We start from the raw sequence: 12,538 nt of genomic DNA, 5'->3' as shown, positions 1-12,538 counted from the left end.
ACCCGATAGGGTTATACTTATTATTTTTTAACCTTCGGACGCTTCGTTCCGTATTTGGAACGGGATTGGTTCCGGTTGTTAACGCCTGCAGTATCAAGTGCGCCGCGAACGATATGATAACGTACCCCTGGAAGGTCTTTTACCCGTCCACCACGAATCAATACTACGCTGTGCTCTTGCAGGTTGTGTCCGATACCCGGAATGTACGCTGTAACCTCTACGCGGTTCGTTAAACGTACACGCGCATATTTACGAAGTGCGGAGTTCGGTTTCTTCGGAGTCATTGTACCTACACGAGTGCACACACCGCGTTTTTGAGGAGCGCTGATGTTTGTAGCTTCACGTTTCAGAGCGTTGAAACCTTTTTGCAATGCTGGCGATTTCGATTTAACTACTTTCGCTTGACGTCCTTTACGGACCAGCTGGTTAATTGTTGGCATGTTGCCACCCCCTTCCCCTATGTTCATGTCTTTAATATGGTAGACATTTTACCTAAAATTAAGCCCACAGATCCAGGCGGTTCATAAAAGAACAAACAAAAGTTCTCGCCAGTTAATCATCGATAAATAATCAACTAACAAAAACGGTCATTGCGTTATTCTTCAGGTACGAGCGCTGCCATTGCGGCCCCGATATCGATGCCGCAGGTTTCCCCGAGGTCTTCCATCGTATCGATCCATTTATATGGAACTCCCGTCCGCTCACATAGATGAACAATCTTCTCTTTCATCTTCGGATCTGCATCTCGTGCAACGTAGACTTCAATGGCTCTATTCTGCTCGAGCATCTTTATCGTCTGCTTCGCGCCGACTTTAAATTGCATGAAATCACCTTCAATTCTTTCTTACAGCGATCACACAACTAGGCACACTTCGATATATTATCACCTACACTGTGCTCGTGTCAAGAAACTTTAAAGATATTCATCTGCAAATGTTTGGCTAAGGAGCAGTTTTCCAATAACATGCGAAAGAGCGGTCACCAAGCGCTTCTTATCGAGGCGAATGATGTGTCGCTCTTTCGCTGTATACTCGTATTGGTTTGAAGTAATCGTTAAGGACCAGTGAGGTCTATTCGACCACTACAGCTTCCGATACTGCTTCAAAATTCGCCAATTCGGTCACTTCATCTTCCATTCCAGCAAAACGAATATTACGGTAACGCGCCATACCGGTACCCGCTGGAATCAGCTTACCGATAATAACATTTTCCTTGAGTCCAAGCAACTGGTCAACTTTGCCTTTGATAGCTGCATCAGTTAATACACGTGTTGTTTCTTGGAAGGAAGCCGCCGACAAGAACGAATCCGTCTCAAGCGACGCTTTCGTAATACCGAGCAATACTGGTTTTGCAACGGCTGGCTCTTCACCTGCAAAAATCGCTTCACGGTTTTGCGCTTCATATTCATGAATGTCAACAAAAGCGCCTGGCAGAAGAGTTGTACCGCCTGCGTCTACGATACGGATTTTACGGAGCATTTGTTTGATCATGACTTCAACGTGCTTGTCATTGATTTCTACCCCTTGGTTCCGGTAAACGCGCTGTACTTCTTGCAAAATATAGTTTTGAACGCCGCGGATACCTTTGATGCGCAGCATATCTTTAGGGTCAATCGAACCGTCAGTCAGCTCATCGCCGGCCTCGATTTGTTGCCCTTGCGTTACGCGAATACGCGATCCGTAAGTAACGGCGTACACTTTCGATTCCGCTTCGCCTTGAACCTCGATTTCGCGACGGTCCTTCGCCTCACGGATTTCTTTGATGACACCGTCAAGCTCGGAAATGATCGCTTGACCTTTCGGATTACGCGCCTCAAACAACTCTTGAATACGCGGCAAACCTTGTGTGATGTCATCGCCGGCAACGCCGCCCGTATGGAACGTACGCATTGTCAGCTGTGTTCCCGGCTCACCGATCGATTGCGCTGCGATAATACCAACCGCTTCACCAATCTCAACATGCTTGCCAGTCGCTAGGTTACGACCGTAACAGATTTTACATACGCCATGACGGGCGCGGCAGCTCAGTACGGAACGAATTTGCAGCTTTTCGACACCCGCATCGATAATCGCGTCAGCTTTGTTCGAATCGATTAATTCGCTGCGATTAACGATAACCTCTCCGGTTTTCGGATGACGAACCGTTTCAAATGCATAGCGACCTTCAATACGGTCATAAAGATCTTCGATAACCTCTTTACCGTCTTGAATTTTGCTAACCGCAAAGCCTTTGTCGGTGCCGCAATCGTCCTCGCGGACGATAACGTCCTGTGCAACGTCAACGAGACGGCGAGTCAAGTAACCCGAGTCAGCTGTACGAAGTGCTGTATCCGCCAAACCTTTACGAGCACCGTGCGTCGAGATAAAGTACTCGAGGACCGTAAGGCCTTCACGGAAGTTCGATTTGATTGGCAACTCGATAATGCGTCCAGAAGGGTTGGCCATTAGACCACGCATACCGCCGAGCTGCGTAATTTGGGATTTGTTACCCCGTGCTTTGGAGTCCACCATGAGCATGATGTTGTTGTAACGATCCATCGACTTCATAAGAACATCGGTGATTTCGTCTTTACACTTACTCCAAATGCTGATGATCCGGTCATAACGCTCTTCGTTCGTAATCAAACCGCGACGGTATTGATTCATAACGGTAGCGACCTTCTCATCCGATCTCTGCATGATCTCCACTTTCTCCGGCGGAATAATAACGTCGGATACGCCGATCGTAATACCTGCCTTAGTCGAATAAGTGAAACCAAGCTGCTTAATGCGGTCAAGAATAACCGCTGTAAGCGTCGTGTGGTATTGACGGAAGCACTCGGCAATAATTAATGCGAGATAATCCTTACCTACCGCACCCGGCGTATCGATTGCATTCCAAAACTTCGGAAGATCTGCGCCTTTTTCGTAAACAAAATATTTATCTGGTGTACCATGCAGCAGGTTCGTCTTCGTCGCTTCGTTGATGTAAGGGAAATCTTCAGGGAAAATTTCATTGAAGATTACTTTACCAACAGTAGTAACAAGCAACGACTTCTGCTGCTGCTCGGTGAAATTCTTTTTCTTCAGAACGCGAACCGGAATTAATATTCTCGCATGCAAAGAAACTATACCACGCTGATAAGCAGAAATCGCTTCGTTAACGGTGCCGAATACAGAACCGCTGCCTTTTGATTCCTTGTTATCCATCGTTAAGTAGAAGCTTCCGAGAACCATATCCTGTGAAGGAGTAACGACCGGTTTACCGTCCTTCGGGTTCAAAATGTTACCCGATGCAAGCATAAGCAAACGAGCTTCTGCTTGAGCTTCGGCAGACAATGGTACGTGAACCGCCATTTGGTCACCGTCGAAGTCAGCGTTGTACGCTGTACATACGAGCGGATGAAGCTTAATAGCGCGACCTTCTACGAGAATAGGTTCAAATGCTTGAATACCAAGACGGTGAAGCGTCGGGGCACGGTTAAGAAGAACCGGATGTTCCTTGATTACTTCCTCAAGCACGTCCCAAACCTCTGGGCTCACCCGTTCAACTTTACGCTTTGCGCTCTTAATGTTATGAGCCAAACCTTTGTTGACGAGTTCTTTCATTACGAACGGTTTGAATAGCTCAAGCGCCATTTCCTTCGGAAGACCGCACTGGAACATTTTCAAGTTCGGACCTACTACGATAACGGAACGACCAGAGTAGTCAACCCGTTTACCGAGCAAGTTTTGACGGAAACGTCCTTGTTTACCTTTCAGCATGTGGCTGAGAGATTTCAGTGGACGGTTACCCGGACCCGTAACTGGACGACCGCGGCGACCGTTGTCGATCAAGGCATCAACAGCTTCCTGAAGCATCCGTTTTTCGTTCTGTACGATAATGTCCGGCGCTCCAAGATCGAGCAAACGCTTCAGACGGTTGTTACGGTTTATTACACGACGATACAGATCGTTGAGGTCAGACGTTGCAAAACGACCGCCGTCAAGCTGTACCATCGGACGAAGCTCTGGAGGTATTACCGGAAGCACGTCTAGAATCATCCATTCAGGCTCATTGCCGGAATTACGGAATGCTTCAACAACTTCCAAGCGCTTGATGGCACGGTTGCGCCGTTGCCCTTGGGCAGTGCGCAGCTCTTCCTTCAATTGTTCCAGCTCTTTTTCTACGTCGATATCCTGCAAAAGCTTCTTAACCGCTTCGGCGCCCATACCGGCTTGGAAACCATAGCCGTATTTCTCGCGATAGCTGCGGTATTCCTTCTCGGACAGAAGCTGTTTTTTCTCAAGCGGCGTATCACCTGGATCCGTAACAACATACGATGCAAAATAGATAATCTCCTCAAGCGAGCGAGGCGACATATCCAGCGCAAGACCCATACGGCTTGGAATTCCTTTAAAGTACCAAATATGAGAAACTGGAGCAGCAAGCTCAATGTGACCCATACGCTCACGGCGAACCTTCGCGCGAGTTACTTCAACGCCACAGCGGTCACAAACAACGCCTTTGTAACGAACACGCTTGTATTTACCGCAATGACATTCCCAGTCTTTCGTAGGTCCAAAAATTTTCTCGCAGAAGAGTCCTTCCTTCTCCGGTTTTAAGGTCCTATAGTTGATCGTCTCCGGTTTCTTAACTTCTCCGCGGGACCACGAGCGAATTTTATCCGGCGAAGCCAGACCGATTTTCATATACTCGAAGTTGTTCACGTCCAACAAGGAGCAACCCTCCTCCGTCATGTATGACTGTGTCTTCTAATAGCTGGATTCCGTCAGGGCGCGTGACCATAGACGGAATCCATCATCTTAGTTATTCTGCGCCTGCTTCGGCACCTTCCAGGTTAAGGTTAAGCTTATCGCCAGTAGCCTCATCCTCATCGTCCATTTCTTTCATTTCGATCTCTTCTTCGTTCTCGGATAGGATCTTAACGTCCATACCTAAGCTTTGAAGCTCTTTGATCAAAACCTTGAACGATTCCGGAACGCCCGGTTCTGGAACGTTCTCGCCTTTGACGATCGACTCGTACGTTTTCACACGACCGACAACGTCATCGGATTTGACTGTCAAAATTTCTTGCAGCGTGTACGCGGCGCCATATGCTTCAAGCGCCCATACCTCCATCTCCCCGAAACGCTGACCGCCGAACTGCGCTTTACCGCCCAGTGGCTGCTGCGTTACGAGCGAGTATGGTCCAGTGGAACGGGCATGGATTTTATCGTCGACCATGTGTGCCAGTTTGATCATGTACATGACACCAACCGTTACTTCACGCTCGAAATTCTCACCTGTCCGGCCGTCATACAGAACGGTTTTACCGTTACGCTGCATGCCTGCTTCTTCCATCGTATCGAAAACGTCATTCTCGCGCGCGCCGTCAAAAACAGGTGTAGCGGCGTGAATGCCGAGATGCTTACAAGCCATACCTAAGTGAACCTCAAGCGCCTGACCGATGTTCATCCGCGACGGTACGCCGAGCGGGTTGAGAACAACTTCGACAGGTGTGCCGTCCGGTAGGAACGGCATATCTTCTTCAGGCATGATACGGGCGATAACCCCTTTGTTACCATGACGTCCGGCCATTTTGTCGCCTTCGGAAATTTTCCGTTTTTGAGCGATGTAGGCACGTACCAATTGGTTAACGCCAGGCGGCAATTCGTCGCCGTTCTCACGCGTAAACACTTTAACGTCAACTACGATACCGTCAGTACCGTGCGGTACGCGAAGCGATGTGTCGCGAACTTCACGAGCCTTCTCACCGAAGATTGCGTGGAGCAATCTTTCTTCAGCTGTAAGCTCAGTAACACCTTTAGGCGTCACTTTACCTACGAGAATGTCGCCAGCACCAATTTCAGCACCGACACGAATGATTCCGCGCTCATCAAGGTTGCGAAGAGCCTCTTCGCCGACGTTCGGAATGTCGCGTGTAATTTCTTCCGGTCCCAGCTTCGTATCACGAGCTTCGGATTCATATTCTTCAATGTGAATGGATGTGTAAACATCCTCTTTCACAAGCTTCTCGCTTAGCAGAATGGCATCCTCATAGTTGTAGCCTTCCCACGTCATGAAGGCAACGACAACGTTGCGTCCAAGGGCCAATTCGCCCATTTCTGTGGAAGGTCCGTCAGCTAGAATATCGCCTTTCTTAATTACGTCGCCCTTGCGGACAAGCGGACGTTGGTTAATGCATGTTCCTTGGTTGGAACGCATAAACTTGTGCAGCTTATGTTTTACCAAGTCACCGGTAACCGGCTTGCCGTCGATTTGCTCGACGCGGCGAAGCCAAATTTCATTAGCGGAAGCACGTTCGATGACACCGTCATATTTGGCAACGATACATACGCCGGAATCTTTCGCTGCCTTATGCTCCATTCCCGTACCGACAAGCGGTGATTTTGGAATAAGAAGCGGAACAGCTTGACGTTGCATGTTCGATCCCATGAGGGCACGGTTGGAGTCATCATTTTCCAGGAACGGAATCAATGCAGTCGCAACCGATACGACCTGCTTAGGCGATACGTCCATGTAGTCAACGCGCTCGCTAGGCATTGTCAAAATGTTATCGGCTTGTTTATTGTAACGGACAATGGTATTAGTCTCTGTAAAGGTATTGTCCGGATTCAACTTCGCATTCGCTTGTGCGATAACGTAGTTATCTTCTTCATCAGCCGTCAAATATGCAATTTGAGCTGTAACGACCCCTGTCTTCGGATCAACCCAACGATAAGGCGCTTCAATGAAGCCATATTCGTTAATACGGGCGAAAGAGGACAAGGAATTGATCAAACCGATGTTCGGTCCCTCTGGCGTCTCAATCGGACACATCCGCCCATAGTGGGAGTGATGGACGTCTCGAACCTCAAAGCCCGCGCGTTCCCGAGTCAAACCGCCGGGTCCGAGTGCAGATAAACGACGCTTATGCGTCAGCTCAGCAAGCGGATTCGTCTGGTCCATGAACTGGGAGAGCTGTGAGGAGCCGAAGAACTCTTTTATCGAAGCAATAACCGGCCGAATGTTAATTAACGCTTGCGGCGTAATGGCATTAGCGTCTTGTATGGACATTCTTTCGCGTACAACGCGCTCCATACGAGACAAACCGATTCGGAATTGATTTTGAAGCAGCTCGCCTACAGAACGTAGACGACGGTTACCCAAGTGATCAATATCATCCGTGCTGCCTACACCATGCAGCAAGTTAATGAAGTAGTTAATGGAAGAAATGATGTCCGCAGGCGTAATATGCTTAACGGATTTATCAATAACCCCATTAGCAATGACTTTAATAACTTTGCTTTCATCGTATGGCGAGAATACGCTAATTGCTTGTAGTGGAATACTATCAGCATCCAAAACGCCATTAGCGACATGATACGTTTTGAATCCTACGTCTTTCTCAAGCTTATCAAGAATTTCATCAAGCAAGCGGCGGTCAATCATTTGTCCGGATTCGGCAATAATCTCACCAGTAGCCGGATCAACAAGATTTTCCGCAAGTCGTTGATTAAACAAACGGTTCTTGATATGAAGCTTCTTGTTTATTTTGTAACGGCCTACATTGGCCAAATCATATCGTTTTGGATCAAAGAAACGAGCTACCAGCAAGCTCTTCGCATTATCCAGAGTTGGCGGCTCGCCCGGACGAAGACGCTCATAAATCTCAATCAGCGCTTTCTCGGTCGAATCCGTATTATCCTTGTCTAACGTATTGCGAATGTACTCATCATGGCCAAGTAGATCCAGGATTTCTGCGTCTGTACCAAATCCAAGCGAACGCAAAAGCACCGTTACCGGTATTTTCCGGGTCCGGTCAATACGAACGTAAATAATGTCTTTGGCATCTGTTTCAAGTTCCAGCCAAGCCCCACGGTTAGGAATAACCGTCGCCGTGTAGTTCTTCTTCCCGTTCTTATCGACCTTCGTGCTGAAGTACACACTCGGGGATCGAACCAATTGGCTGACTATGACACGCTCGGCCCCGTTAATGATAAACGTGCCCGTCTCTGTCATAAGCGGGAAATCACCCATGAACACTTCTTGTTCCTTTACTTCGCCGGTCTCCTTATTAAAAAGTCGTACCTTAACGCGTAAAGGAGCTGCATACGTCACGTCGCGCTCTTTTGATTCATCGACCGAATATTTCGGTTCGCCCAAGCTATAGTCGATAAACTCAAGCGATAGATTGCCCGTAAAGTCCGAAATCGGAGAAATGTCTTGGAACAACTCAATTAAGTCGCTTTCCAAAAACTTCTCATACGATTTTTGTTGGATTTCAATCAGGTTCGGGACTTCCAGCACCTCGTTGATCCTGGCGTAGCTTCTGCGCGCGCGCCGACCATACTGAACAAGTTGTCCTGCCAACTTAACCTCACCCCTCATGTCTGTATCACAGCATCGATACTTACTGCGTCACCATAGACGGAACCAGCCGCCTATATAGTCAAATAAAGAAAAGCCCTTATCGAATAGTTCGATGAAAGAGCATGTTCCGGCAGTTAACGAATCGCAGCGCGGACGCGACAGTCTCATATCATGTAATTTTGCCCAAAACGTAAACATTATACGTCAAATATGTTTATTTTATGCATTCCGCGCTCTAAAATCACACTTGACATTTTAGTTAACTAAAGAGATTGAGCCCAATTTAATGCTGACATTTTATAATATTACCATATCTAAAAAGTCAAGTCAATAAATTTAACTCCATTTTCAAAGAAATTTTCAAAACATCTTTTGAGCTAATTCACTAGCCTTTTACAGCCCGAAAAATCCGGTAGCCCTTATCCTTTGTCACTTCTTCTACTTCTCCAAACAGTTCTTCAAGCTTCGCTTCGGCAGAAGGCGCTCCTTGCTTCTTCTGAATGACTACCCACATACTACCGCCCTGCTCAAGCAATTGATAGCCCTCTTCAAAAATTTGATGGACAACCGATTTTCCTGCGCGAATTGGCGGATTTGTAATTATCGCATTAAAGCTCATTGACTTGACTGCTTCATAGAGATCACTCTGCAAAACAAGCACGTTAGAGATCCCGTTCAGCTGTGCATTTTCCCTGGAAAGCTCTACTGCGCGTTCATTAATATCGATCATCGTCACTTGCCCTTGCGGCGCAAGCTTAGCAGCCGTTAAGCCGATTGGGCCATAGCCGCAGCCAACATCAAGAACCTTTGCATTAGATTCTAGTTCTAAAGCATCTATTAAAACCCGACTCCCATAATCGACACCCGACTTCGAAAAAACGCCAGCATCCGTCACTAGCCGGAATGAAAAGCCACGCAGAGTAACTTCGTGAACGTGACGGTTGTGCTTTACATCCGGGCTCTGGGAGTAATAATGATTCGACACAATCCATTCCCTCCTGCTATTTTAACTAAACATACAACGAACCCCTTGAAACCTGACGGTTCAAGGGGCTCATCAGCCGAATCATAATATGCACTCATGATCAGCTATATTTTATTGAAGAAATATTACTTAACTTCTACGGAAGCGCCAGCTTCAGCAAGTTTAGCTTGGATAGCTTCAGCTTCTTCTTTAGCAATTTTTTCTTTGATTGCTTTAGGAGCGCTGTCAACCAAGTCTTTCGCTTCTTTCAGGCCAAGACCTGTGATTTCGCGAACAACTTTGATTACGTTGATTTTGGAAGCGCCAGCGTTGTTAAGGATTACGTCGAATTCAGTTTGCTCAGCTTCTACAGCTACTGCTGCGCCGCCTGCTGCAACTGGAGCTGCAGCTGTTACGCCGAATTCTTCTTCGATTGCTTTTACAAGATCGTTCAGTTCAAGAACGGTCATAACTTTAATGGCTTCTAAGATTTGCTCTTTAGACATGGTTATACCTCCGAAAGTTGGGTTTATTTTTTTGGTTTGATTATATGGCTGGCCTTAGCCTCACCGGGTCAACACAATAGTGTTGGTTATTAAGCTTCTTGTTTCTCACCGACTGCTTTAACTGCAAGCGCGAAGTTGCGCATTGGAGCTTGCAATACGCTGAGGAGCATTGAAAGCAAACCTTCGCGGGACGGAAGTTCCGCAAGTGCTTTAACTTCTTCCATGCTTACGACTTTACCTTCAACGATACCGCCTTTAAGCTTCAAAGCATCGTTTTTCTTAGCAAAATCGTTCAAAATTTTAGCTGCAGCAACAGCGTCGTTTTTGCTGAATGCAACTGCTGTAGGACCTGTCAAAATGTTGTTCAATTCAACATAATCCGTACCTTCAGTTGCACGGCGAACGAGCGAGTTTTTCAAAACTTGAAAATCAATTCCTGCTTCGCGGAGTTGTTTCCGAAGTTCAGTTACTTGCGCAACGTTCAATCCACGATAGTCAGCAACAACTGTACTGGAGCTTTCTGCGATTTTAGCAGCGATTACCGCTACTGCTTCTTGTTTCTCTTGGATGATATTTGCGTTAGCCAAACTGTACACCTCCCGTAATAGTATACATTCCGTTAATACGACGGGCTTTCCACGCCTCGATGCATGAGAAAGGCCTTCGCAGACAATGCGAAGGCCATGATGTCGTTATCGCGCATCAACCAAAAAGGTCGAATATTGCTTACAAACGTTTTATCATAACACCTCGGTAGGAAATTAAGCCTAATGGCACCTACTGTCTACGGTATGCGTATTCGAATGTTAGTCCTGTTTCTTAGCGGTAAACCGCAGTCGTTACACGAGCGCCAGGGCCCATTGTCGAAGAAACAGAGATGTTTTTCAGGTAAATCCCTTTTGCTGCAGCCGGTTTTGCACGGTTCAGCGCGTCTACCAATGCTTTAAGGTTCTCGTTCAGCTTCTCAGCATCGAACGATACTTTTCCGATTGGAGCATGGATTTGACCTGCTTTATCAAGACGGTATTCAATCTTACCGGCTTTGATTTCTTGAACGGCTTTAGCAACGTCAAACGTTACTGTTCCTGCTTTCGGGTTAGGCATTAAGCCTTTACCGCCGAGGATACGTCCAAGCTTACCAACCTCAGCCATCATGTCCGGCGTTGCTACGCAAACGTCGAATTCGAACCAGCCTTGTTGGATTTTGTTGATCATGTCTGCATCGCCGACAAAGTCAGCACCAGCAGCTTCCGCTTCTTTCACTTTTTCGCCTTTTGCGAAAACGAGAACGCGTTTAGTTTTACCAGTACCGTGTGGCAGTACAACTACGCCACGAACAGCTTGGTCTTGTTTACGCGGGTCAACGCCCAAACGAACTGCTACTTCAACAGACTCGTCGAACTTAGCCGTCGCAGCCTTTTTAACAAGCTCGATCGCTTCCAAAGGCTCGTATGTTGCTTCGCTGTCAATCAGCTTAGCAGCTTCTACATATTTTTTACCGTGTTTAGCCATTGTATTATCCTCCTTATGTGGTTGTAGCGGAAAATCCTCCTAGGGATGATCCTCCCACTTGCAAAGCCGAAACTTTGCTAAGCGAGATGCCTTTCGGCATACTCTGCACGTTCGTCCCGAGTGGACGAAGCGACATTAGTCAACAATAGTTACGCCCATGCTGCGAGCAGTACCTTCAACCATACGCATTGCCGCTTCAACAGAAGCTGCGTTTAGATCCGGCATTTTTTGCTCAGCGATTTCGCGAACTTTGTCACGTTTTACAGTAGCGACCTTCTTCTTGTTCGGTTCGCCTGAACCTTTTTCGATACCAGCTGCGACGCGAAGCAATACTGCTGCCGGCGGCGTTTTTGTTTCGAAAGTAAAGGAACGGTCTTCGAATACTGTAATAACGACTGGAATAATCAAGCCTGCTTGATCTGCGGTACGAGCGTTAAATTCTTTACAGAACGCCATGATGTTAACGCCTGCTTGACCTAGTGCTGGACCGATTGGCGGCGCCGGGTTTGCTTTACCTGCAGGAACTTGCAATTTGACCATCTTGATGACCTTTTTTGCCATGATTCTAACCTCCTTACTCTGTAATCCATGCGTAGACAGAATACCACCCAAGGGGGTATTGCTACCTCGCGACACAACATTCGCCGGAGATCTCCAAGCGAATCCGGAAACCGGACATTATATCTTCTCCACCTGAGTGTAATCCAGCTCAAGCGGGGTCTCCCTGCCAAACATGTTGACATGAACCTTCAACTTCGCTTTGTCCAGCAAAATTTCTTCTACTGTACCAACAAAATCTGCGAAAGGACCTACTTTAACGCGAACGGTTTCTTTCAGATCAAACTCAATTTTCGGCTTCGGCTCTTCCATGCCCATGTGTTTCAGAATCTGCTCCACTTCATCAGGCAATAGAGGAATCGGCTTCGAGCCTGATCCAGTTGATCCTACAAATCCCGTTACGCCAGGCGTATTTCGAACAACGTACCATGAATCGTCAGTTTGAACCATTTCCACTAGGACATAACCGGGGTAGACTTTACGTTGGACGGTCTTCTTCTTACCATCCTTCTCTACCACTTCATCTTCCATAGGAACAAGCACACGGAAAATTTTGTCTTCCATGCCCATCGATTCAACACGGCGCTCCAAATTGGCTTTCACCTTGTTCTCATAGCCAGAGTAAGTATGCACGACGTACCATCTTTTCTCCATCACAAATCCA

At 47.1% G+C, this 12,538-nt stretch carries 10 protein-coding genes and 1 other annotated feature; all 10 genes read right to left on the bottom strand.

Features of this window, described 5'->3' with window-relative positions; genetic code table 11:
- Positions 1–20 precede the first annotated feature (20 nt).
- Positions 21–440 (bottom strand): 30S ribosomal protein S12, encoded by a 420-nt coding sequence (rpsL, locus tag DFP97_RS27880; RefSeq protein WP_114383955.1) that lies wholly within the window; start codon positions 438–440, stop codon positions 21–23.
- Between the two features lie 155 nt (positions 441–595).
- Entirely contained in the window at positions 596–823 is a 228-nt protein-coding gene (locus tag DFP97_RS27875; protein ID WP_114383954.1) for a ribosomal L7Ae/L30e/S12e/Gadd45 family protein, read from the bottom strand.
- A 247-nt stretch (positions 824–1,070) separates the two neighbouring features.
- Positions 1,071–4,697 (bottom strand): DNA-directed RNA polymerase subunit beta', encoded by a 3,627-nt coding sequence (rpoC, locus tag DFP97_RS27870; RefSeq protein WP_114383953.1) that lies wholly within the window; start codon positions 4,695–4,697, stop codon positions 1,071–1,073.
- A 91-nt stretch (positions 4,698–4,788) separates the two neighbouring features.
- The gene (rpoB, locus tag DFP97_RS27865) at positions 4,789–8,334 is read right to left on the bottom strand and encodes a DNA-directed RNA polymerase subunit beta (protein WP_114383952.1); all 3,546 of its coding nucleotides are present in this window, start codon (positions 8,332–8,334) and stop codon (positions 4,789–4,791) included.
- Positions 8,335–8,719: 385 nt separating this feature from the next.
- Positions 8,720–9,319 (bottom strand): class I SAM-dependent methyltransferase, encoded by a 600-nt coding sequence (locus DFP97_RS27860; RefSeq protein ID WP_181873705.1) that lies wholly within the window; start codon positions 9,317–9,319, stop codon positions 8,720–8,722.
- Between the two features lie 125 nt (positions 9,320–9,444).
- Entirely contained in the window at positions 9,445–9,804 is a 360-nt protein-coding gene (gene rplL, locus DFP97_RS27855; protein ID WP_114383950.1) for a 50S ribosomal protein L7/L12, read from the bottom strand.
- A gap of 89 nt (positions 9,805–9,893) precedes the next feature.
- Entirely contained in the window at positions 9,894–10,391 is a 498-nt protein-coding gene (gene rplJ, locus DFP97_RS27850) for a 50S ribosomal protein L10 (RefSeq protein WP_114383949.1), read from the bottom strand.
- A gap of 56 nt (positions 10,392–10,447) precedes the next feature.
- Positions 10,448–10,612, bottom strand: a sequence feature (ribosomal protein L10 leader region).
- A gap of 11 nt (positions 10,613–10,623) precedes the next feature.
- A complete protein-coding gene (gene rplA / locus DFP97_RS27845) occupies positions 10,624–11,316 on the bottom strand; it encodes a 50S ribosomal protein L1 (RefSeq protein ID WP_114383948.1) in 693 nt (230 codons plus the stop codon).
- 135 nt (positions 11,317–11,451) lie between these two features.
- Positions 11,452–11,877, bottom strand: coding sequence for a 50S ribosomal protein L11 (rplK, locus tag DFP97_RS27840; RefSeq protein ID WP_028609671.1), 426 nt, complete (start codon positions 11,875–11,877; stop codon positions 11,452–11,454).
- A 117-nt stretch (positions 11,878–11,994) separates the two neighbouring features.
- Positions 11,995–12,528, bottom strand: a complete 534-nt coding sequence (gene nusG, locus DFP97_RS27835; RefSeq protein ID WP_053373884.1) for a transcription termination/antitermination protein NusG — start codon at positions 12,526–12,528, stop codon at positions 11,995–11,997.
- Between the last annotated feature and the right edge of the window lie 10 nt (positions 12,529–12,538).

It is taken from the genome of Paenibacillus prosopidis, from assembly GCF_003337375.1.
GTDB lineage: Bacteria > Bacillota > Bacilli > Paenibacillales > Paenibacillaceae > Pristimantibacillus > Pristimantibacillus prosopidis.
Note: the sequence above shows the minus strand (reverse complement) of the source record. Positions and strands in the feature narration are given on the sequence as shown.

Coding starts and splice junctions, on each gene's coding strand:
- rpsL (WP_114383955.1), bottom strand. CDS start 440: ATGCCAACAATTAACCAGCTGGTCCGTAAAGGACGTCAAGCGAAAGTA.
- DFP97_RS27875 (WP_114383954.1), bottom strand. CDS start 823: ATGCAATTTAAAGTCGGCGCGAAGCAGACGATAAAGATGCTCGAGCAG.
- rplL (WP_114383950.1), bottom strand. CDS start 9,804: ATGTCTAAAGAGCAAATCTTAGAAGCCATTAAAGTTATGACCGTTCTT.
- rplA (WP_114383948.1), bottom strand. CDS start 11,316: ATGGCTAAACACGGTAAAAAATATGTAGAAGCTGCTAAGCTGATTGAC.
- rplK (WP_028609671.1), bottom strand. CDS start 11,877: ATGGCAAAAAAGGTCATCAAGATGGTCAAATTGCAAGTTCCTGCAGGT.
- nusG (WP_053373884.1), bottom strand. CDS start 12,528: ATGGAGAAAAGATGGTACGTCGTGCATACTTACTCTGGCTATGAGAAC.